General features: G+C 71.2%; 13 protein-coding genes and 1 pseudogene. 7 read left to right on the forward strand and 7 right to left on the reverse strand.

Annotation, left to right across the window (positions count from 1 at the left end):
- Nucleotides 1–51: 51 nt before the first annotated feature.
- Nucleotides 52–5,133: an NAD-glutamate dehydrogenase gene (locus HNR22_RS13720; RefSeq protein ID WP_179780707.1), complete on the reverse strand. Its 5,082-nt coding sequence runs from the start codon at nt 5,131–5,133 to the stop codon at nt 52–54.
- Between the two features lie 289 nt (nt 5,134–5,422).
- On the opposite strand from HNR22_RS13720, the gene HNR22_RS13725 reads away from it, so the two are divergent.
- Nucleotides 5,423–7,387, forward strand: coding sequence for a penicillin-binding transpeptidase domain-containing protein (locus HNR22_RS13725; RefSeq protein ID WP_179780708.1), 1,965 nt, complete (start codon nt 5,423–5,425; stop codon nt 7,385–7,387).
- A gap of 743 nt (nt 7,388–8,130) precedes the next feature.
- On the opposite strand, the pseudogene HNR22_RS31370 reads toward HNR22_RS13725, so the two are convergent.
- The 4 genes and pseudogenes from HNR22_RS31370 to HNR22_RS13745 all read right to left on the reverse strand — a co-directional run.
- Nucleotides 8,131–9,112: pseudogene (locus tag HNR22_RS31370) on the reverse strand (arginase family protein); the annotation flags it as partial.
- A 66-nt stretch (nt 9,113–9,178) separates the two neighbouring features.
- Nucleotides 9,179–10,102 carry a tetratricopeptide repeat protein gene (locus HNR22_RS13735; RefSeq protein ID WP_179780710.1) on the reverse strand — a complete coding sequence of 308 codons (924 nt, stop codon included), beginning with the start codon at nt 10,100–10,102 and terminating at the stop codon, nt 9,179–9,181.
- Between the two features lie 154 nt (nt 10,103–10,256).
- Nucleotides 10,257–11,945 (reverse strand): coenzyme B12-dependent isobutyryl-CoA mutase large subunit, encoded by a 1,689-nt coding sequence (gene icmA / locus HNR22_RS13740; protein WP_179780711.1) that lies wholly within the window; start codon nt 11,943–11,945, stop codon nt 10,257–10,259.
- Between the two features lie 125 nt (nt 11,946–12,070).
- A complete protein-coding gene (locus HNR22_RS13745; RefSeq protein ID WP_179780712.1) occupies nt 12,071–12,481 on the reverse strand; it encodes an Asp23/Gls24 family envelope stress response protein in 411 nt (136 codons plus the stop codon).
- Nucleotides 12,482–12,601: 120 nt separating this feature from the next.
- On the opposite strand from HNR22_RS13745, the gene HNR22_RS13750 reads away from it, so the two are divergent.
- Both HNR22_RS13750 and HNR22_RS13755 read left to right on the forward strand, forming a co-directional pair.
- Complete coding sequence (locus HNR22_RS13750) at nt 12,602–13,168, forward strand: LemA family protein (RefSeq protein ID WP_179780713.1); 567 nt, start codon at nt 12,602–12,604, stop codon at nt 13,166–13,168.
- A 3-nt stretch (nt 13,169–13,171) separates the two neighbouring features.
- Nucleotides 13,172–14,485, forward strand: a complete 1,314-nt coding sequence (locus HNR22_RS13755) for a DUF2207 family protein (protein ID WP_179780714.1) — start codon at nt 13,172–13,174, stop codon at nt 14,483–14,485.
- Nucleotides 14,486–14,579: 94 nt separating this feature from the next.
- Here the strand turns inward: HNR22_RS13755 and meaB are convergent, their stop codons facing one another.
- Both meaB and HNR22_RS13765 read right to left on the reverse strand, forming a co-directional pair.
- The gene (gene meaB / locus HNR22_RS13760; RefSeq protein WP_179780715.1) at nt 14,580–15,584 is read right to left on the reverse strand and encodes a methylmalonyl Co-A mutase-associated GTPase MeaB; all 1,005 of its coding nucleotides are present in this window, start codon (nt 15,582–15,584) and stop codon (nt 14,580–14,582) included.
- Nucleotides 15,585–15,639: 55 nt separating this feature from the next.
- Nucleotides 15,640–16,839 carry an acetyl-CoA C-acetyltransferase gene (locus tag HNR22_RS13765; protein ID WP_179780716.1) on the reverse strand — a complete coding sequence of 400 codons (1,200 nt, stop codon included), beginning with the start codon at nt 16,837–16,839 and terminating at the stop codon, nt 15,640–15,642.
- 83 nt (nt 16,840–16,922) lie between these two features.
- On the opposite strand from HNR22_RS13765, the gene mce reads away from it, so the two are divergent.
- The 4 genes from mce to HNR22_RS13785 all read left to right on the forward strand — a co-directional run bounded on the left by mce (nt 16,923) and on the right by HNR22_RS13785 (nt 23,056).
- On the forward strand, nt 16,923–17,399 hold the full coding sequence (gene mce / locus HNR22_RS13770) for a methylmalonyl-CoA epimerase (RefSeq protein ID WP_179780717.1): 477 nt from the start codon (nt 16,923–16,925) through the stop codon (nt 17,397–17,399).
- Nucleotides 17,400–17,789: 390 nt separating this feature from the next.
- Entirely contained in the window at nt 17,790–19,145 is a 1,356-nt protein-coding gene (gene ccrA / locus HNR22_RS13775) for a crotonyl-CoA carboxylase/reductase (RefSeq protein WP_179783545.1), read from the forward strand.
- Nucleotides 19,146–19,487: 342 nt separating this feature from the next.
- Nucleotides 19,488–20,750, forward strand: coding sequence for a DivIVA domain-containing protein (locus HNR22_RS13780; RefSeq protein ID WP_179780718.1), 1,263 nt, complete (start codon nt 19,488–19,490; stop codon nt 20,748–20,750).
- Nucleotides 20,751–20,929: 179 nt separating this feature from the next.
- On the forward strand, nt 20,930–23,056 hold the full coding sequence (locus HNR22_RS13785; protein WP_179780719.1) for a hypothetical protein: 2,127 nt from the start codon (nt 20,930–20,932) through the stop codon (nt 23,054–23,056).
- Nucleotides 23,057–23,094 lie beyond the last annotated feature (38 nt).

The following is a 23,094-nucleotide window of genomic DNA, read 5'->3' on the forward strand; positions in this document are numbered from 1 at the left end:
CCGGCCGGTCGGGGTAACCCGATCGGCCGGACCGCGTCCGGTGTGCCTGACTCAGGCGGCCGCGGAGGTCCGCACCAGGGTGCGGATCTGGCGCAGCAGCACCGAGAGGGCGGCGAGGTCCGCCCGCGACTCGTCGAACTCCCCCATCGCCCGTCGAGCGCGGTGGATCGAGGTGGCGTTCGACTGCTCCCACTGCTGCACCCGCTCGTGCGGCGGCAGGTCGCCCGGGGTGGAGTCGAGCACCTCCGCGGTGAGCGCGGCCAGGGCGGCGTACAGGTCGTAGCGCAGCGCCATCCGGGCCAGCGTCTGCCAGCGGTCCTCCCGCGGCAGCAGGGAGATCTTCGACAGCAGCGAGTCCACCCGGAACAGGTCGGACAGCACGAAGTAGACCGAGGCCACCTCGCCGACGTCCCGTCCGCTGACGTTCGCGGTCTCCACCACGTCCATCAGACCGAAGCTGTACATCAGTCGGGTCGCCCGCTCCGCCAGCTCGCGGGGCAGCCCACGCTCGGTCATCGAGTCCATGTGCGCGGCGATGGCCTGCCGCTCGTTGCCGTAGAACAGGTCTTCCAGACCAGGGAGCAGTCGGGTCACCCCGTCCCGCAGCCGGGCGATCTCGGCCGGCACGTCGATCGGCGAGCGCCGGTTGGAGACCAGCCACCGCACCGCCCGGTCGAGCAGCCGGCGGGTGTCCAGGTAGACGCTGGTCTGCAACTCCGGTGCGACCTTGTTGTCCAGCGCCTCCACCGCGTCCCACAGGTCCCGCAGGCCGAACACCTCGCTGACCACCACGTACGCCCGGATCACGTCCGCCGCGCTGGCCGCGGTCTCCTCGACCACCCGGAAGATGAACGAGATGCCACCCCGGTTGATCGCCTCGTTGACGAGCACTGTGGTGACGATGTCCCGGCGCAGCCGGTGCCGGCCCATCCGCTCGGCGAACCGTTCGCGCATCGGCGTCGGGAAGTAGTTGACCAGGACCTCGGTCGTCCACTCCTCGTCGGCCAGCCCTTCGGTGAGGATCTCCCGCTCCAGGACGATCTTCACGTACGCGAGCAGCACCGCGAACTCCGGCGCGGTCAGGCCCGATTCGCTGCGGACCGCCAGCTCCTCGTCCGGAGGCAGCGCCTCCAGCGTCCGGTCCAACCCGCCCGACCGCTCCAGCTCGTTGATCATCCGGCGGTGCACCGGCAGCAGCGAGGCGGCCTGGGCCTGGGCGTTGTTGATCGCCCGCGCCTGGTCGTAGTTGTCCCGCAGCACCAGCTCGGCGACCTCGTCGGTCATCCCGGCCAGCAGCTCGTCCCGCTCGGCCGTGGTCAACTCGCCGTCGGCCACCGCGGTGTTCAGCAGGATCTTGATGTTCACCTCGTGGTCGGAGGTGTCCACCCCGGCCGCGTTGTCGATGAAGTCCGTGTAGATCCGGCCACCGGTCAACGCGTACTCGATCCGGCCGAGCTGGGTCCAGCCCAAGTTACCGCCCTCGCCCGCCACCCGGCAGCGCAGGCTGCGCCCGTCCACCCGGATCGCGTCGTTGGACTTGTCGCCCACCTCGGCGTTGGTCTGGGTGGACGCCTTCACGTAGGTGCCGATGCCGCCGTTCCAGAAGAGATCCACCGGGGCGGTCACGATCGCCTTCATCAACTCCTGCGGCGACAGCTGCGTCACGTCGTCGTCCAGGCCGATCGCCGCCCGGACCTGCGGCGTGATCGGGATGGACTTCGCGGTACGCGGGAAGATGCCGCCGCCGGCCGAGATCAGCTCCGGGTTGTAGTCCTCCCACGACGAGCGGGGCAGATCGAACAGCCGCCGCCGCTCCGCGTACGAGGTGGCCGCGTCCGGGTCCGGGTCGAGGAAGATGTGCCGGTGGTCGAAGGCGGCCACCAGCCGGATGTGCTCGGAGAGCAACATCCCGTTGCCGAACACGTCGCCGGACATGTCGCCGACGCCGACCACCGTGAAGTCCTGGGTCTGGGTGTCCAGGCCCAGCTCCCGGAAGTGCCGCTTGACCGACTCCCAGGCGCCCCGGGCGGTGATGCCCATCTTCTTGTGGTCGTAGCCCGCCGAACCGCCGGAGGCGAACGCGTCGCCCATCCAGAAGTTGTGGGTCTTGGAGATCTCGTTGGCGATGTCGGAGAACGTCGCCGTGCCCTTGTCGGCGGCCACCACCAGGTACGGGTCGTCGCCGTCGTGCCGGACCACGTCCTCGGGAGGCACGATCTGCCCGCTGACGATGTTGTCGGTGACGTCCAGCATCGCGCCGACGAACTCCTGGTAGCAGGCGACCGCCTCGTCCCGGTCACCCGGCTTCTGCTTCAGCACGAAGCCGCCCTTGGCGCCCACCGGCACGATCACGGTGTTCTTCACCATCTGCGCCTTGACCAGGCCGAGCACCTCGGTCCGGAAGTCCTCCCGACGGTCGGACCAGCGCAAACCGCCCCGGGCCACCGGCCCGAACCGCAGGTGCACACCCTCGAAGCGGGGCGAGTACACGAAGATCTCGAACTTCGGTCGCGGCGCCGGCAGGTCCGGGATGGCCTGCGGGTCGAGCTTGAACGCCACGTACGCCTTCGGCCGCCCGTCGGCGCGCTTCTGGTAGAAGCTGGTCCGCAGGGTCGCCTCGATCAGCGTCAGGTACGAGCGCAGGATCCGATCCTGGTCGAGGCTGGCCACGTCGTCCAGCGCCTCCCGGATCATCTCCACCAGCTCACCGCTGCGCTGCTGCCGCTGATCGGTCGTCTGCTCGCCCGGCGCGAACCGGGTCTCGAACAGCTCCACCAGCAACGCGGCGATCCTCGGGTACGCGATGAAGGTCTGCTCCATGTAGTCCTGCGAGAAGACCGTGCCGGCCTGCCGCAGGTACTTCGCGTACGCCCGCAGCACCACGACCTGCCGCCAGGTCAGCCCGCCACGCAGCACCAGCTCGTTGAACCGGTCCACCTCGGCCTCGCCGCGCCATGCCGCCGCGAAGGCGTTCTCCACGTGTGGGCGCACCTCGGACAGCTCGTGGTGCCCCTCGGGCAGCATGAGGCCGAAGTCGTACAGGTAGACCCGGCCGTCGATGCGGTCCACCTCGTACGGGTGCTCGTCGACCACCCGCACACCGAGCGAGTGCAGCACCGGCAGCACGGCGGAGAGCATCATCGGTTCGCCGTACCGGTAGACCTTGAACCGGACGTCCATGGCCTCGGCGAGGTCCGCACCGGGCACCCGGGTACCCGGCCGGGGCGCGAGCTGCTTGCGGAACAGGTGCATCTCCAGCTGGCCGGGCTCCTCCAGCAGCTCCAGCTTCGCCAGGTCCTTCATCGCCTCGTACGGCGTGTGCCCGTCCTTGTAGCCCTCCGGGAACGCGTCGGCGTACCGGGTGAACAGGTGCTTGGCCTGCTCGTCGCCGAGCTTGCGCTCCAGCACCAGCCGGTAGTCGTCGTCCCACAGCCGGGTCGCGTCGGCCAGCTCCTCGGCCAGCAGATCGGCGTCGATGTCACCGGGCGGCCGGGTCGGGTCGGTGCGGACGATGAAGTGCACCCGGGCCAGCATCGACTCGGTGACCCGGGTGGTGTAGTCCACCCCGACACCGTTCAGCTCGCGCAGCAGGATGTCCTGCATGCGAAGGCGGTTCTGCGTGGTGAACCGGTCCCGGGGCAGGTAGATCAGGCAGGAGATGAACCGCCCGTACGCGTCCCGGCGCAGGAAGACCCGCAACTGCCGACGCCCGGCCATCCGCAGCACACCGACCACCGCGTGGTACAGGTCGTCGGTCTTGATCTGGAACAGCTCGTCGCGCGGGTACGTCTCCAGGATCTGAATCAGATCCTTGCCGGAGTGGCTGCGCTGGCTCAGGCCGGAGCGGTCCAGCACCTCGGCGACCTTGCGGCGTACGACCGGCAGCTCGCGGACGCTGGTCCGGTACGCGGCCGTGGAGAACAGACCCAGGAAACGGCGCTCGCCGATCACCTCGCCGTCCGAGTTGAAGATCTTGAAGCCGATGTAGTCGAGGTAGGCCGAGCGGTGCACGGTGGCCCGCGAGTTGGCCTTGGTGATGATGAGCAGGCGCTTCTCCAGCACCTTCTCGTGCGCCTCCGGCGTCATCGACGACAACGACCGCGCGTCCGGCGAGTCCGAGCGCAGGATGCCCAGCCCGGTGCCGAGCACCGCCTCCAACGCCTTGCCGTCGACCGGGTCGGTGGTGTCACCCCCGGGGGCGTCCACCAGTCGGTACTCGCGGTAACCGAGGAAGGTGAAGTGGTCGTGGGCGAGCCACCGCAGCAGCTCCACCGAGTCCGTGATGTCCTTTTCCGGCACCGGTGGGCGATTGTCCGAGGTGCGGGCCGAGGCCAGCTCGTCGGCGAGCGCGAGGGCCCGCTGACGCATCTTCGGCCAGTCCTCGACCGCCTCCCGCACATCGGTGAGCACCCGCTGCAACTCGCGGCGCAGCCGGTCCCGCTCGGCCGCGTCCCGGACCGGGTCGATCTCGATCCGCATCCAGCTCTCGATGATGTCGCCGGAGATCGCGTCATCCGGCTCCACGTCCGCGGAGACCTCGGTGAGCCGCCCCAGCGGCTCCCGTCGGACCACCACGAGCGGGTGCACCAGCAGGTGCACGTCGAGGTGGTACGAGTTGAGCAACGCGGTGACCGAGTCGACCAGGAACGGCATGTCGTCCGTGACGATCTCGACGACGGTGTGGTGCTGGTCCGCGTGCGGTTCGTGGATTCGCAGCTTCAACTCGCCGGGAACCCGCTGCTGGGCGAGGTCCCGGTGTGCCCGGGCCGCGTCGAGCATCTCCTCTGCCGTGAAGCCGACCAGTTCCTCGTCCGGGGCGAACCGCCAGAAACGGCCGACAAGTGTCGCCGCGTCGTGGTCGTCCCCGGCGAGCGCGACAGCCTGGGCCACCAGGCGCTCCGCGTTGGGAACTGGTTCGTCGAGCTCGGCGTCCTCCACGTCGTCGGCCAACGCCTCGGTCGGCAGGCCCAGATCGTAGATGGTGTCGATGCTCGACCCGGTCAGCCCGGTGACTCCCGTGTCGAGCCGGCCGTAGCCGTCCCCGTCGGTCGCCGAATCGAAGCTGTCGTCGTCCCGGCCGGAGTCATCCTGCCGGAGGTCGGGTTCCGGTTTGATCGCCGGACGCCGGTCCATCGGTGCCACTCCCCTCGACCCACCGCGTTGTGGGTCACTCTGCCGCCCAGCCTAGGCCCTGCCGTTCTTCGCCTTCGTCGGCGGACCACTGGCCAGACGTCCGGATCGGGACTTTGTCCTTTCACCCGTTGCGGGTCCGAGGTTGGCCGGCTGCGGGATACCCCGCCACGCGATGTTCATCACACGGGCGCGGCCCGTCTTTACCCGCGCTCGCGCGGTCGGGGGACGTTGGGGACGGCGTCGGCGTACTACCGTGCGAGGGCAGTCTGAGATCGGAAGGACCAGCTCCATGCCCTTGTCGTACCCCCGGCCCCACCGGCCGAACCACGCCCGCCGCCTGACCGCCGCCCTCACCACGGCGCTGCTCACGGCCGGCGTTCTCGCCGGCTGCTCGGGTGACGACGGGCCGCAGAGCAGCGTCGACGCCTTCCTCAGCGGTTGGCGCAGCGGTGATCTCCAGGCGGTCGGTCTGATCGACCCGACCGGCAACAAGCTGCCGTCGACCGAGGTGACTCGCGAGATCAAGGAGCTCTCCGGTGAGCTGGCGGCCACCCCGCCCACGCTGAAGCGGCGCGGCGAGCCCAAGGTCACGAAGGACATCGCGACCGCGACGGTCCAGGTGGAGTGGAACCTGCCCGGTCAGGCCCGCTGGGCGTACGACCGGGAGTTACGCCTCGCCCACGGCGATGACGACCAGTGGCAGGTGATCTGGGAGCCACGGGTGGTGCACGAGCAGCTCACCAAGGGTGACCGGTTGGCGCTGCGCCGCGACGCCGGTGCCCGGGCCGCGGTGTTGGACGCCGCCGGGCAACCGCTCGTGACCCCGCGCCCGGTGGTCCGGGTGGGCGTGCAGCCCGACGGGGTCACCGACATCAAGAAGCTGGTCAAGGACCTCGACGGGGCGTTCAAGGCGATCCGTCCGGCGCTGGTGCCCGCCGTCGACCTGGCCGACCTGCCCGAGCGGGTCGCCGAGGCCGAGCCGGGTGCCTTCGTCGAGGTGGTGTCGCTGCGCGAGGAGGCGTACCTCCAGATCAAGCCCCGGATCTACGACCTGGACGGCACCAAGTTCATCTCCGCCAAGGTCGACCTGGCGCCGACCCGGGAGTTCGCCCGGGCGGTGCTCGGCACTGTCGACCCGGCGCAGGCGGACGACCTCACCGCACACCCGGACCGGTACGTCGCCGGTGACCTGGTCGGGCACGGCGGGTTGCAGGGCCGCTACGACGAACGGCTGCGCGGCGCGCCCGGGCTGACCGTGGTGGTCGAGCGGCCGGCCGAGGGCGGCAAACTGGAGTCCACCGGCACGGAGCTGTTCCGTCGGGAGCCGCAGCCGGGCCAGACGCTGAAGACCACGCTGGACGTCGCCGCCCAGAACGCGGCCGACGGGGCGCTGCGCGCCGAGTCCCGCCGCTCCGCCCTGGTGGCACTCCGGATCAGCGATGGCGCGGTGCTTGCCGCGGCGAACGGCCCCGGGCCGGCCGGGGAAAACCTGGCCTTCACCGCCCAGGTGCCGCCGGGCTCCACGTTCAAGGTGGTCAGCACGCTGGGCCTGCTGGACCGGGGCGCTGTCACTCTGGACGGGCCAGTGGCCTGCCCGAAGACCTTCACCGTCGACGGTCGGTCCTTCAAGAACTCCGACAACTTCGAGCTGGGCTCGGTGCCGTTCCGCACCGACTTCGCCAAGTCCTGCAACACCGCGTTCGCCTCGCTGGCCCCGAAGCTCGGCGGTGACGGGCTGGCCGCTGCCGGCCGCGCGTTGGGCCTGGAGGGTCAATGGGACCTCGGCACCGACGCCTTCACCGGCAAGGTGTCGACGGGCGGCAGCCTGGCTGAGCAGGCCGCGGCTTCGTTCGGGCAGGGCACCACCCTGGTCAGCCCGCTGGCCATGGCCGGCGCCACCGCCGCCGTCGCCCGAGGCCGGTTCGAGCAGCCGAAGCTGCTGCTCGACCCGGCGCCGGCCAAGCCAGCCGCGGCGGGTGAGCAGCTCAAGCCGGAATCGGTCGCGGCGCTGCGTTCGATGATGCGCGAGGTGGTCACCAGCGGCACCGGCAGCGCGCTCAAGGATGTGCCGGGCGAGGTGTACGGCAAGACCGGCACCGCCGAGTACGACGACAACCCGGCCCACACCCATGCCTGGTTCGTGGGTTGGCGGGGCGACGTGGCGTTCGCCGTGTTCGTGGAGAAGGGCGGGGCCAGCACTGCCTCGGCCGTCCCGATCGCCGAGCGCTTCCTCCGCGCCCTCCCACCGTCCTGACACCCGCGCGACAAGCGCACCCCGCGGCGAGCGGCCCGCCGCACCGCGCAGGCGTTGATCGACTCGGTTTCACGTAAAATGCGGTGTCGGAGCCACCTGGATACCCGGACTTCCGTGAAACCGAGTCGATCACGGCCCGGTGGGCCGCCAGACGGGTCAGACCGTGTCGGCTTTGTGGTGGTCCGAGGGGTCCTGGGCCGGTGAGGAAGGTCGCCGCAGCAGGCCTGGGCCGGCCGACGCGGGCGGGCCGACCGGCTCCGGCTCGACCGGCTCCCGCTCAACCAGCGCCCGCTCGACCAGCTCCGGCTCGAGCATGGCGGCGATGTCCGCTGCGACGCCCGACTGCTCGGAGCGGGCCTGACCGTTGGTGACGGCTGGTTCCGTCTCGGCCGCGGTGTCGTGCGGCGTTGCGCCCATGAGGAAACGGCCGTCGGAAGAACCAACGCCGGCAGACCCGAGGCCCTCGGGTGCGTCGCTGACAGACCCGGTATCGGAGGATCCGGCCTCCGCGAGCGACCTGGCGTCCACGGACGGGTCCCACGGGGGAACGTCGGCGGACGACTCCTCGCCGTCCATCGCGCTCGGCATCGCATCGAGCCGTTCGGCAGCAACGAGCTCATCGAACCGCTCGCCCCGCTCCCGCCCGTCAGGCCGCGCACCACGAACGAGCCCATCGAGCTGCTCGGCACGATCCAGCCCGTCGAGCCGCTGGGAACGGTCGGGTCGTTCGGTGGCGGCCGGGGTCCGGCCGTTGCCGCGCCGGGGGCCGGGGGTCGGCCGGGCCGAGAGCAGTCGGGGCGGCACCGCTTCCGGTGCGCTGACCGGGGCCAGGCCGGCGACCACGGTGTTGACGATCTCGGCAGCGTACGAGCCGTCCGGGTCGTAGTCGGGGTCGAAGACGGTCAGCTCCACGCCGAGGCAGTGCGGGGTGTCGACCAGGCCGGCGAGCAGGATCTCCAGCTCGGCGAAGGCGATGCCACCCGGGTCGGGAGCGTCCACGGCAGGCATCACCGCGGGGTCGAGCACGTCCACGTCGATGTGCACCCAGTAGCCCGCGCAGTCGGCGAGCTGCTCGTGCGCCCACTGGGCCGTACGGGCGGCACCTTCGGCGCGCAGTGCGGGGACCGGCCGGGTGGTGATGCCGGCGGCCTGGAGGTCGAGCCGGTATTCGTCCTGCGCGCGGATGCCGAGGACCACCACGTCGATGTCGCGGAAGTAGGGCCGGCGGCCCTCCAGGGCGGCCAGGTCGGCCTGCCCACGGCCGGTGACGAGGGCAAGGTCCTCACCGGCGGCCGCGCCGACGTAGGAGGCGTTGCCGGGGTGCCGGAAGTCGGAGTGCCCGTCGACGAAGACCAGCCCGATCCGCCCGCCGACGGCCTCACCGAGGCGGTGCATGGCCAGCGCCGAGCCGAGCAGCACCGAGCAGTCGCCGCCCAGCACCACCGGGAACTCCCCCCGGTCGATGATCGAGCCGATCCGTTCGGCGAGCGCCAGCGAGTAGTCGGCGATCTCCCGGGCGTGGCACACGCCGTCACCGGGCCGCCAGTCGCCCGGGTCGTACCGGGGTGGGGTGATGCAGCCGGCGTCGCGGGCGCGCAGCCGGGCCAGCAGGTCGTGGTCGCGCAGCGCGCCGGGTGCCTTGCCGCAACCGGGGACCGACGTGGACGTCGGTGGCCGCAGGCCAAGGTTTGTCGGCGCGTCGAGGACGGCGATCCGGCGCATCATGAGCTCCCGTCCTCGGTGGTCGGGCGGGCCGGCCGGAACGCCGGCCCGCGCTGGCGTGCTACGAACTCAGAACAGGGCGCTGGCCAGGGCCCGGCGTGCCGAGGCGACCGCCGGATCGTCCGGGCCGGCGATGGAGAAGAGCGAGACCAGGTGCTGGCGGACGGTCTCGCGGTCGTCGCCGGCGGTGCGCCGGACCAGACCGACGAGCCGGGCGTACGCCTGCTCGGCCAGGCCGCTGAGCACCTCGATGTCGGCGGCCAGCAGCTGGGCGGCCACGTCGTCGGGGGCGCTCTCGGCGGCGGCCAGCGCGGTGGTGGGATCTGCGCCGGCCACTCGACGGGCCACCCCGACCTGGGCCAGCCCCGCGGTGGCCGCGGCGTCCGCGGGCGCGTCGGCCAGGATCTTCTTGTACGCCTGCTCGGCGGCGTCCAGATCGCCGCTCATCAGCGCGTCGTCCGCCTCGTCGAGGCGGGGGTCCTCCGGCTCGGCCACGGCCACGCCGCCGGCCTTGAGCACGGCCTGCAGCCACTGCCGAAGCTGCGCCTCGGGCACCACCCCGGAGAAGGCGTCGACGGGCTGCCCGCCGACGACCGCGTAGACCATGGGGATGCCCTGGACCCGGAACATCTGGGCGATGCGCGGATTTTCCTGCACGTCGACCCGTGCCAGCACCCAGGTGCCGTCGCCCTCGGCGTTCAGCCGTTCGAGCACCGGGGCGAACTCGTCGCTCTCCGGGAAGCCGGCGGCGCCGAAGAACACGACGACGGGCATGGCCATCGACCGTTCGAGCACGTCAGACTGGATTGTCGCCTCGGTGACGTCCACGATGGCGGTGTTACCGCCTGCGGTGGGCGCGCCCGGGGCGCCGTTGGACGGGCCGCCCTGCGGGGGCGTGCCGGGGCGGGGACTTGCTGGTGCGGGGCCACGCAGCGTGCTGAGGTCGACCGCGCCGCGGGTGAAGATCGACGAGGTGATCCGTGGGTCGCTCATGGTTACCTAGTCTCGCACGTGAGCCCCCGATCTCAGCTCACCCGCAACCCCGACGTTGCAACTCTCACGCCCCACCCCCACCCCCGGCGATCGGGCATTTCTGCCGCCCGGACGCGGGCGGCGGACGCGTGATCGACGGGGGTGGTGGTATGGGTCAGAAGCGGGCGGGTTCGCGGTAGGTGCCCCATTCGGCGCGGAGCGCGTCGCAGATCTCCCCCAGGGTCGCTTCGGCGCGGACCGCGTCGAGCATGGCGGGGATCATGTTCTCGTCGGTGCGGCTGGCGTCGACCATCCGGGCCACCGCCGCGCGGACCGCCGACTCGTCCCGGGCGCCCTTGCGCTCGGCGAGCACCCGGCGCTGCTCCAGCTCCACCTCGTGCGAGATGCGCAGGATCTCCAGCTCCTTGGCGACCGTACCGGTGTGGCAGTTGACCCCGACGATCTTCTTGTCGCCCTTTTCGAGGGCCTGCTGGTAGACGAAGGCCGACTCGGCGATGTGCCCGGTGAACCAGCCGTCCTCGATGCCGCGCAGGATGCCCGAGGTCATCGGGCCGATCTGGTGCGGCCCCTCCCCGCCGAGCTGCCGGATCCGGGCGAAGATCTCCTCCGCCTCGGCCTCGATCTTGTCGGTCAGCGCCTCGACGTACCAGGAGCCGCCGAGCGGGTCGGCCACGTTGACCACCCCGGTCTCCTCCATCAGCACCTGCTGCGTACGCAGGGCGATCTCGGCGGACTCGTCGGTGGGCAGCGCCAGGGTCTCGTCCAGCGCGTTGGTGTGCAACGAGTTGGTGCCGCCGAGCACCGCCGCGAGGGCCTCGACGGCGGTGCGTACGACGTTGTTGACCGGCTGCTGCGCGGTCAGCGACACACCGGCGGTCTGCGTGTGGAACCGCAGCCAGAGGGCCTTCTCGCTGGTCGCGCCGTAGACGTCGCGCAGCCAGCGGGCCCAGATCCGGCGGGCGGCCCGGAACTTGGCGATCTCTTCGAAGAAGTCGAGGTGCGAGTCGAAGAAGAAGCTCAGCCCCGGCGCGAACACGTTCACGTCCAGCCCGCGCGAGAGACCCAGCTCCACGTAGCCGAAGCCGTCGGCCAGGGTGTACGCCAGCTCCTGCGCGGCGGTCGAGCCGGCCTCACGGATGTGGTAGCCGGAGACCGACAGCGGCTTGTAGCGCGGGATCTCGGCGGCGCAGTATTCCATCAGGTCGCCGATCAGGCGCAGGTGCGGCTCCGGGTCGAAGAGCCACTCCTTCTGCGCGATGTACTCCTTGAAGATGTCGGTCTGCAGCGTGCCGTCCAGCTTGGACAGGTCGGCGCCCTGCCGCTCGGCGGCGACCAGGTACATGCAGAACACCGGCACGGCCGGGCCGGAGATGGTCATCGAGGTGGTGACGTCGGCCAGGTCGATGCCGTCGAAGAGCGCCTGCATGTCGGTGGCGGTGTCGATGGCGACGCCGCAGTGGCCGACCTCGCCGAGCGCCTGCGGGTCGTCCGAGTCGCGGCCCATCAGCGTCGGCATGTCGAACGCGACCGAGAGGCCGCCACCGCCGGCGCCGAGGATCATCTTGTAACGCTCGTTGGTCTGCTGGGCGTTGCCGAAGCCGGCGAACTGCCGGATCGTCCAGGTCCGTCCGCGGTATCCGGTCGGATACAGACCCCGGGTGTACGGATATTCGCCCGGCCAGCCGATCCGTTCGAAGCCGGGATAGGCGGTGCCCTCCGGCGGCCCGTACACCGGGTCCACCGTCATGCCCGAGAGCGTGGTGAAGTCCGCGTCCCGCTTGCGCGCGGCGTCGTACCGGGCCTGCCAGCGTGCCCGTCCGGCAGCGATCTCGTCGGCGTTCATGCGCGGAGTTCCTCCTCGGGTCCTCGTATCAGAACCGAGTGTAGAACGCGCGCCTGAACGATCGCTAAGGATGTTTGTACCGGTCGGTAACCGGTGCCGGTCGGCGACCGACGCCGGCCCCGGGGTCAGGCGACGGAGGTCGGGGAACCCAGCTCCACGTCGTCGACCCTGATGTTGATCTCGTCAACCCGCAGCCCGTACGCCTCGACCGCCTCGGTCACCTTCGCGCGGACCGCGTCGGTCACCTCCGGCACCGGACGGCCACCCTCGATCACGATGACCAGGTTGATCACCGCCGCACCGTTGGTGACGTGCGCCGAGCAGCCGCGCCGGGCGTCGCCGACCTGGTCGAGCCCGACCTTGTCGAGCACCGCGTTGAAGAACCGGGCCACGTCGCCGCCCAACTCGCCCACCCCGGGCACCGCTCGGGCGGCGGCCGCCGCGATCTTCTCCACCACCTCGTCGGAAACGTGCGTGCTCCCGCCCGCCACCGCGTCCGGGGTCACCGACAGCTCCTGGGTCGCGTCGTCAGCCATGCTCTCCCACCCGTCGCACCGGCCCCGCGCCGGCGGCGTGGGGCCGTGCGAGCGTACTAGGGCGAGGTCCGCTGTGGACGCCCGGTCGGTGCGGCACGCCCCGTTCGCTATCTTGCCCAGATGACATCGATCCTTGCCGCCGGCCTCGTGGGCGCGGCGGTGGTCCTGCTGGTCGCGGTGTGGCTGATCCGGGTCTACAACAAGCTGGTCCGCATGCGCAACCAGGTCGATGCGTCCTGGTCCCAGATCGACGTGCAGCTCAAGCGACGGCACGACCTGGTCCCGAACCTCGTCGAGACCGTCAAGGGATACGCGTCGCACGAGCGCGGCACCCTGAACGCCGTGGTGGCGGCACGCGGCGTGGCGGTCGCGCACAGTGGCGGCGACGCGGGGCGGGCCGACGCCGAGAACGCGCTGAGCCAGGCGCTGGGTCGTCTCGTCGCACTCGCCGAGGCGTATCCGCAGCTGCGGGCGAGCGAGAACTTCGCGGTGATGCAGAGCGAGGTGGCCAGCACCGAGGACAAGATCGCCTACTCGCGGCAGTTCATGACGTACGCCGTCCAGCAGTACAACACGGCGATCGAGAGCTTCCCCACGAACCTGGTCGCCGGCATGCTCGGCTTCCACCGGCGTGAGTTGTTCGCCGTGGCCGACTCCGAGCGTGCCGTGATCGCGGTCGGTTTCTAGGCCGTGCCCGACCTCCTCCTCGCCGGTGCCGGTCTCGGGCTCTGGCTCCTCGCGTACGCGGCTTGCCGGGTCGCCACCCGCCCAGTGTCGCCTGCCGCCCTACCGGCCACCATGGATCTCGGCCCGGAGCCGCCCGCCGTGGCGGGCTTGCTGGTCAACAGCGGGTCGACGAACGCGGGCGCAGCGGGGTCGACACTGCTCGACCTGGCCGCGGCCGGCTACGTCGAGCTGCGACAGCCGGAAGCCGATCCCTATGGGACCACCATCCATCTCGCCGGGGAGCATCCCGACGAGGGCGGCCTACGGCCGTACGAACGGCAGGTGCTGGCGAGGGTTCGCGAGCTCGCCGTCGACGGTGTGGTGCCGTTGACGGCATTGGCCTTCCGGGACGACAACGAGTCCAAAACCTGGAACAGCCGGCTGCACGCGGCCGTGGTCGCCGACGCCCGCGCGGCCGGGCTGTCGCAACGCCGATTCGGGCGGTCGATGATGACCGCGCTGTACCTCGGGGCACTCGCGGTCGGCGTGGTCTGCGGCCTCGTGGCTGTGCACCGCACCCACCTCCGCTGGACGTTCCTCGTCTCCCTCACCGTCGCCGCTGTGCTCGCGGGCCTGGTGCAGCACATCGGCGAGCGAGCCACTCCGGCCGGGTCGGAAGCCACCGCCCGCTGGCTCGGGGTGCGGGCCTGGCTGCGAAACCACGAGCAGTTCGCCGAGCTGCCGCCGTCGGCGGTGGCGATCTGGGACCGCTACCTCGCGTACGGCGCCGCGCTGGGCGTGACCCGGCACGCCAGCGACGTCCTCGACCTCGGCGCCGGTGTCCGGCGCAACCTCTGGTCGTCCTACCGCGGCGGTTATCGCCGGATCCGGGTGCACGACCCCCGGCCGCCGGCCGGACCCGACAGCGAACTGACCGGCCCGTCGGTCACCGACGTCTTCGGCGAGGTGCGTGATGTGCGGGCCGGGCCGCTTCCGGTGTCCGTCGAGGACGTCGCGCGGCTCGTCGGTCAACCCGTACGCGTGGAACGCCGACCGCAGCGCGTCGACTTCCGCTCCGAGCTCGACGACACCACTGTGCTGCGGGCCGCGTGGGCGGGCGGTACGGCGGGACAGATCGCGTGGCGGGCCAACGCGCGCGGCGTCGCCACCCCGCTGCCGGGCATCGGCGACGAGGCTTACGCCAGCGGCAACCGGGTGGTGATGCGCGTCGGCGACATCACGCTGGTCCTCACCGCGCTCGGCGGCGGGCGGATGGGCGTCCCGCACCTTCCGTGGCTGCTCACCCGGTGTGAACGGGACGCCCTCACACGCACCTGACTGCCAGCACCTCGCCGGACGCCGCCGAGGCGGGCCCGTCGGGTCGTTCCGGCTCAGCAGACCGCGCGAGACGGCGACGCAACGAGCGGGCGGTTCAGCGGGCGAGCTGGGCGAGCAACTCGTCGGCCGCCGTGTACGGGTCGATCGCACCCTCGGCCACCTTGGTGGCGAGCGTGGCCAACTCCGTACCGTCGCGTAGTGAGCCGATCCGGGCCCGGAGGATGCCGAGCGCGATGGCCTCGACCTCGGCGGCGGCCCGCGCCTCCTGGCGGCGGCGCAGCTCGCCGTGCTCGACCAGCCAACCCCGGTGCTTGTCGATGGCGGCGGCGATCTCGTCGATGCCCTCGCCCCGCGAGGCGACCGCGCGGACCACCTGCGGCCGCCACTGCCCGGGGCCGCGCTCACCGAGCGCGATCATGCCCTGGATGTCGCGGACGGTGGCGTCGACACCGTCGCGGTCGGCCTTGTTGACCACGAAGACGTCGGCGATCTCCAGGATGCCGGCCTTGACCGCCTGGATCGCGTCGCCCATCCCGGGTGCGAGCAGCACCAGCGTGGTGTCGGCCAGCGAGGCCACCTCGACCTCGGCCTGCCCGACGCCGACGGTCTCCACCAGCACCACGTCGCAGCCGGCGCCCTCCAGCACCCGGACCGCCTGCGGCGTCGCCGCGGACAACCCGCCGAGATGCCCCCGGCTGGACATGGACCGGATGTAGACGCCCGGGTCGGTGGCGTGGTCCTGCATTCGCACCCGGTCGCCGAGGATCGCCCCGCCGGTGAACGGACTGGACGGGTCCACCGCCAGCACGCCGACCCGGTGCCCGCGTGCGCGCAGCGCGCGGACCAGCTCGTTCGTGGTGGTCGACTTGCCCACCCCCGGTGAGCCGGTCAAACCGACCACCTGGGCCTGCCCGGCGTATGGCGCCAGCGCCGCGGCGACCGCCGGCAGCAGCGGGTCACCGTTCTCCACCAGTGTGATCAACCGGGCCACCGCGCGGGGGTCGCCCGCGCGGGCCCGCTCGACCAGCTGCGGTACGTCCCGGCTGCGGCGCACCGACGTGGTGCCCGCTGCCGGGGCCTGCTCAGCCGCCTCGCTCACAGTGCCGTCTTCGTTCGCGACCGCGGGGCTCGCTGAACCGGCTCGCTCCTCGCGCTCACCGGTCCGCCGCTGCGCTTCCCGGCACGTGGATGATCAGCGCGTCGCCCTGGCCACCGCCGCCGCAGAGGGCCGCCGCGCCGGTGCCGCCACCGCGCCGCTTCAGCTCCAGGGCGAGGGTGAGGACGAGACGCGCGCCGGACATGCCGATCGGGTGCCCCAGCGCGATCGCGCCGCCGTTGACGTTGACCTTGTCCGGGCTGATGCCGAGGTCCCGAGTGGACTGCACGCCGACCTGGGCGAACGCCTCGTTGATCTCGATGAGGTCCAGGTCCGCGACGCTCAGGCCGCCCTTCTTCAGAGCGTGGTTGATCGCGTTGGACGGCTGCGAGTGCAGGGAGTTGTCCGGGCCTGCCACGTTGCCGTGCGCACCGATCTCGGCCAGCCAGGTCAGCCCCAGCTCGATGGCCTTGGCCTTGCTCATCACGAGCACGGCGGCGGCGCCGTCGGAGATCGGCGACGAGCTGCCGGCGGTGATGGTGCCGTCCTTGGCGAAGGCCGGGCGCAGCTTGGCCAGCGACTCCACGGTGGTGTCCGGGCGGATGCCCTCGTCCTCGCTGATGACCAGCGGGTCACCCTTGCGCTGCGGGATCACCACCGGGGCGATCTCGTCGGCGAAGTGGCCGTTCTTCTGCGCGGCGGCGGCCCGCTGGTGGCTGGCGGCGGCGAAGGCGTCCTGCTCGGCGCGGGTGATGCCGTGCCTGGCGCCGAGGCGCTCGGTCGACTCGCCCATCGAGCAGCAGTCCCAGGCGTCGCTGAGCCCGTCGTGCGCCATGTGGTCCTTGACCACCACGTCGCCGTACTTGTAGCCGGTGCGCTGGCCCAACAGCAGGTGCGGGGCGTTGGTCATCGACTCCATGCCGCCGGCCACCACGATGTCGAACTCGCCGGCGCGGATCAGCTGATCGGCCAGGGCGATCGCGTCCAGGCCGGAGAGGCAGACCTTGTTGATGGTCAGCGCCGGCACCGACATCGGGACGCCAGCCTCGACCGCCGCCTGCCGCGCCGGGATCTGACCGGTGCCGGCCTGGAGCACCTGCCCCATGATCACGTACTGGACCTGGTCCGGGCTGACGCCGGCCCGCTCCAGGGCCGCCTTGATGGCGATCCCGCCGAGCTTCGTGGCCGGAAGGTCCTTGAGGTTGCCCAGCAGCCGCCCCATCGGGGTCCGCGCGCCGCTGATGATCACCGAAGCCATGCCTGCCTCCGAAGGGGGTGCCGAGCTGTTCGAGGGGGGTGCCGAGCTGTACGCCTTAACGCTTGTTCGGCCAGACTAACGCCATGACTGAGAACTCCCCCGCCGAGCCCGGTGAGGACTACGTCACGGACATCGGGCTTCGCAAGATTGACCACGTCGGGATCGCGGTCGCCGACCTGGACGCCGCGATCGACTTCTACCAGCGGACGTTCGGGATGCGCTGCGTACACGTCGAGACCAACGCCGAGCAGGGCGTACGGGAAGCGATGCTGTCCGTTGGTCCGACCACCGAGGGCGGCTGCGTGCAGTTGCTCGCCCCGCTGACGCCGGAGTCGACGATCGCCAAGTTCCTGGACCGCAACGGGCCGGGCGTGCAGCAGGTCGCGTACACCGTGGTGGACATCGACAAGGCTTGCGCGGCACTGCGCGAGCGGGGAATGCGGCTGCTCTTCGAGACCCCGAGACGCGGCACCGCGGACAGCCGCATCAACTTCGTACACCCGAAGGACGCCGGCGGCGTCCTGGTGGAACTCGTAGAACCGGCCCCCACCCCCCACTGACCACCCACCCCCACCCACCCCCGCACGTCCCACCGTCCCGCCCCGTTGATCAAGAGGTTTGCGTCATCCTGCGGCTCGCAGGTGACCGAAAGCTCTTGATCAACGGGGCCTGCGCTTGTCGGCGTGGGCGTTGGGGGCCCGGGGGTCGGGGTTGCCCCGCCGGGGCGCACGTCAGTGCTCGGTTGGCGGGGTGGCCGGGCAGCTTCACGCATCGGCGGATGCAGTTTTTCACACAGGACTTCCGGCTTTAGCTACCGTTCAGTAACGTCCGCCCCACAGGAGCGCGACCGGGGTCGGATGTGTCGAATGCCGACATGGTGGTCGTGCCCCACCGGCGCCGACGATGGCAGCACCCCGGCCCATTCGGGTGCGGACGAACCGGAGGTCACCGTGCAGGACATCCTCGAAGCGATCATGGCGGCGGAGGAATCGAACGATCCGGACCGCGAGCTCGCCGGCGTCGCCGGGCTGCCCGTACCGGAGAGCTACCGGGGTGTGGTCGTCCGCGCCGAGGAGTCCCGGATGTTCGACGGCATGGCCACCCGGGACAAGGACCCGCGCAAGGCGCTGCACGTGCAGGAGGTGCCGACGCCGGAGCTGGCGCCGGGCGAGGCACTGATCGCGGTGATGGCCAGCGCGATCAACTACAACACCGTGTGGACCAGCATCTTCGAGCCGGTGTCCACCTTCAAGTTCCTCCAGCGCTACGGCCGGCTCTCCGAGCTGACCCGCCGGCACGACCTGCCGTACCACGTGGTCGGCTCGGACGCGGCGGGCGTGGTGCTACGCACCGGCCCCGGAGTGACCCGTTGGGCACCCGGCGACGAGGTGGTCGCGCACTGCCTCTCCGTTGAGCTGGAGGACGCGGCAGGGCACGACGACACCATGCTCGACCCGCAGCAGCGGATCTGGGGCTTCGAGACCAACTTCGGCGGGCTGGCCGAGATGGCGGTGGTCAAGGCCAACCAGCTGATGCCGAAGCCGCGACACCTGAGCTGGGAGGAGGCGGCCAGCCCAGGGCTTGTCAACTCCACCGCGTACCGGCAGCTCGTCTCGCACCACGGGGCCAACATGAAGCAGGGCGACGTGGTGCTGATCTGGGGCGCCTCCGGTGGCCTCGGCGGTTACGCCACCCAGATGGCGCTCAACGGCGGTGCGATCCCGGTCTGCGTCGTCTCCTCGCCGGAGAAGGCCGAGCTGTGCCGCCGGATGGGCGCGGACCTGGTCATCGACCGGGCCGCGGAGGGTTTCCGCTTCTGGCAGGACGAGGAGACCCAGGACCCGAACGAGTGGCGGCGCTTCGGCGAGCGGATCCGCGAGCTGACCGGCGGCGAGGACCCGGACATCGTCTTCGAACACCCGGGTCGGGAGACGTTCGGCGCCAGCGTCTACGTGGCCCGGCGCGGTGGGACCATCGTCACCTGCGCATCCACGAGCGGCTTTTTGCACCAGTACGACAACCGCTACCTGTGGATGCACCTCAAGCGGATCGTCGGCAGCCACTTCGCCAACTACCACGAGGCGTGGCAGGCCAACCGCCTGGTCGCGCTGGGCAAGGTGCACCCGACGGTGTCCCGCACCTACCCGCTGGAGCAGACCGGTCAGGCCGCGTACGAGGTGCACCGCAACGCCCACCAGGGCAAGGTCGGGGTGCGCTGCCTGGCACCCACCGACGGGCTGGGCGTACGCGACGGGGAGCTGCGGGCCCAGCACGAGGACGCGATCAACCGGTTCCGGGGGCACTGACCGGCGCACGGCCGGTTCCGGGGGCACTGACCGGCGCACGCCGGTTCGGGGCACTGACCTGGACACCAGCCGGACGGACGAGCGGTGGATGGCCAATGCGGTGATCGGCCATTGTTCTTCCAACCCGATTAGCGCGTGGTTGCTCGGATCGAACAAAGGGCCTCGGGGTGACCCCGGGGCCCTTTTCCGGATCACGTGGCACGGCATCCGTCCCGCCCGGGACCTGCCAAGATCGCCGATTGGTCCGGCTCCGCCGATCGCGGAAGTTGACCATGTAAAGAGGGCACGAAAGCTCCGCACCGCTCTTGCGAAGCACCCTGGGGCGTCTGCCAGTATGTCCCAATGCCCCAGCAGCAGTCCTCCCCTCTCGCGTTCTTCGATAACGCGAACTCGCAGCCAGATTTCACCGTAGGCCTACGCGGATACAACACTCACCAGGTCGATGACTTCCTCGGCCGGATGACCGCCGCGCTGACCCAGTCCGAGCAGGCCCGTGCCGAGGCCGAGCAGCGGATGAACGACGCCCAGCGTCGGCTCCGCCAGGCCGAGCAGCGCATGAGTGCGCTGGAGCAGAAGCTCACCGACACGAACAAGCAGCTCGAAGAGAACAGCCGGCCCACCCTCTCCGGGCTCGGCACCCGGGTCGAGCAGATCCTCCGGCTCGCCGAGGAGCAGGCCAACGACCACCGCAACGAGGCCAAGCGCGAGTCGGAGGGCATCCTCTCCGCCGCCCGCCTCGAGGCTCGCGAGATCACCGACAAGGCCCGTGCCGAGGCCGCGGCCATGAAGGCCAGCGCCGAGCGCGAGGCCGGCAACCTGCGTACGGCCGCCGAGCGCGAGGCCGCCGAAGTCCGGGTGCAGGCCCGCCGCGAGGCCGACACGCTGCGCGCGGACGCCGACCGCGAGACCAAGCAGCTTCGCACCGTCACCGCGCACGAGGTGGCCGAGCTGAAGTCGACCGTCGAGCGGGAGGTGGCCACCCTCCGCGCCACCGCCGAGCGCGAGATCACCCAGCAGCGAGCCAAGGCCGCCCGCGAGGCCGAGGAGAAGCGCGCCGAGGCGACCAAGCTGCTGACCGACGCGCGGGACAAGCGCGACAAGGACCTTCAGGCCCTGGAGCTCCAGCTCGCCGAGCGGCGGGAAAAGGCCGAGCGCGAGGAGTCCGAGCGCCACGCCGCCCAGGTCGCGCAGACCCAGAAGCTGGTCAGCGAGGCCGAGCAGCGTGCCCGGGCCGCGCAGGAGCGCGCCAAGGAGATCGAGCAGCGCGCCGAGGCCCGGCGGGTCGAGTCGGAGCGCAACGCCGCCGAGACGGTCGACAAGGCCAAGGCGCACTCCGAGAAGACGCTCAACGAGGCCAAGGCCGAGTCGCAGCGCCTGCTCACCGAGGCCCGCACCGAGGCGGAGCTGACCACGCAGGCCGCCCGCCGCGAGGTCGAGGACCTCACCCGGCAGAAGGACGCGGTCACGTCGCAGCTGGGTCAGATGCTCTCCGGGCTCGCCGGCATCGTTCCGGGCATGCCGGCCGCTGCCGCTCCCGCGGCCAAGCCGGAGGCCAAAAAGACCGAGGGCGGTCAGGACCGGGTCCCCGCGGAGTCCGCTGGCTGACGCGAGGCCGTCAGGTCGGGGCATCGAACGGCGCGAGGTGACACCGGGTGACCGGTGCCACCTCGCGCCGTGTGCGTTTCCCAGGTCGTGGAATCTCCCACTCGCAACGGAGTGAAGTAGCTCGCACAAGGCCCGTCCGTATCGCCCCAGCAGGGCCCGTTGCGTGTGAGGATGGGGGCATGTCGCACGGCGAGGAACTGTTCGCTCTCGGCGGGGACGTGACGACGGAGCCCAGCTTCGAGTCCGCTCTGCGGGGGTACGAGAAGAAACAGGTCGACCGGTATGTCGCGCGTGCCGAGCACGAGATCGCGACCCTCGCCTCCGAACGGGAACAGGCGTACACACAGATCCACAAGCTCGCCGGCCAGGTCGAGGTCCTGCAACGCGACCTGAGTCAGGTGCGCAAGCAGATGAACGTGGTGGACCGCGCCTCGTTCCGGCACCTCGGTCCGCGGGTCGAGTCGATCCTCACCCTCGCGGAGGAGCAGGCCGAGCAGATCCTGGCCGATGCCAACGGGGAGATCGAGGCCCGCCGCAACGCCGCCGAGCACATCATCGAGGAGGCCCGCGAGCAGGCCTCGCGGGCTCTGAAGGACTTCGAGATCGCCCTCGCCGCGCGCCGCGCGGAGGAGGAGCGGCACAGCACCGCCAAGCGGGCCGAGGCGGACGCGACCTTGCGGGCTGCCAAGGACGAGTCGGCACAGCTACGCAAGGCGGCGCAGGACGCGCTGGCGAAGGCCCAGCAGGAGGCCACCCAGCTACGCGACTCCGCCAAGGAGATCCACACCCGGGCCCAGCAGGAGTCGACCAAGCTGCGCGAGGCGGCTCGCGAGGCACTGGCCAACGCCCGGCAGGAGGCCAGCGACCTGCGCGAAGCGGCCAAGGAGGTGCACGCCAAGGCCCTCCAGGAGGCCAAGCGGCTCACCGACACCGCCACCGAGGCCGGCCGGGCCACCCACGCCAAGGCGCAGCAGGAAGCCAAGCAGATCATCGACGACGCGTCGATGGCTGGCCGTGCCACCCGCGCCAAGGCCCAGCAGGAGGCGGAGCGGCTGACCACGCAGGCCTCCGAGTCGGCCAAGCGCAACCGCGCCGAGACCGAGGCGTACGTGCAGCGGATGCGCGCCGAGACCGAGGAGTACGTCAAGCACGCCCGGGCGCAGACCCAGCAGGAGCTGGGCGCGTGGCGCGCCGGGGTGGAGCAGGAGGTCAACTCCCGGCGGGAGGCGGCCGACCGGGAGCTGGCGCAGCGGCGGGCCACGGCCGAGCAGGAGTACGCCAAGCGCCGCGACGAGCTGGAAAAGCAGTACAAGTCTCGCCAGCAGGAGCTGGAGACCGGGTTCACCAGCCGTCAGCAGGAGATGGAGTCGACCTTCACCGCTCGCCACGACGAGCTGGAAGCCGAATACTCCGGCCGCAAGAACGAGCTGGAGACCGAATACACGGCCCGCAAGAACGAGATCGAGAAGGGTGCGGCCGGGATCCGGCAGGCGGCCGAGCAGGACGCGGCTGCGCTGCGCCAGCGGTCCGAGGCGGAGGCCGCCGAGCTGCTGCGCCGGGCCGAGACCGAGGCCGGCAACAAGCGCCGCGAGGCAGACGAGCATGTCGCAGCCTCCCGCCGGCAGTTCGAGGAGTACGCGGCCACCACCCAGCAGCACCTGGCCACCACGCAGCAGCACCTGGCGGCCACCCAGCAGGAGTCGGCGGCGGGCCGGCAGCAGCTCGCACAGGTGATGCTGGAGATCGCCCAGGCCCAGCAGCAGCTCGCTGACCTTCGGCAGGAGACGTGGAAGTCCCGGCAGGAGTCCGACGAGCTCCAGCGGCAGATGGCCGAGCTGCGGTTGCAGAGCGTCGCGGGGCCGATCGACGGCCCGACCGCGCCGGCCGCCGGTGACGGTGCGAGCCGGAGCGCGGCCGAAGACGGTGACGACGGCGCGACCGTGTCCGGCGCGGCGACCGTCTCGGGCGCGGCGACCGCCGACGCGGGCACGTCGCCAGGGTCGGGTGCGGCCACCAGCCTCAAGACCGAGCCCGCCGACACCCGGCAGCCGGTGAACGCCGGGGCCGAGGGTGCCGGGCAGTCCACGACCCGACCGGTGGCCGAGCCGGTGACCACCGTCGACGGAGGCGCAGCCAGCGCCGGGGTGGACGGGGAGCCGACAGTGGCCGCCGTTCCGGGTGTGGGTGGCCGGGACGCCAAGCCCACCAAGATCACCAGCACCGGTGAGAACGGCAAGCGGCCCAGCAAGCCGACCACCGACGAGCGCAGCGCCAAGCCCAGCAAGGTCACCATCGAGAAGGACTGACGGCCGGCGTCGCGAGCCGCATGATCGACACGACATCA

The sequence above is a fragment of the Micromonospora jinlongensis genome, assembly GCF_013410645.1.
GTDB lineage: Bacteria > Actinomycetota > Actinomycetes > Mycobacteriales > Micromonosporaceae > Micromonospora > Micromonospora zamorensis.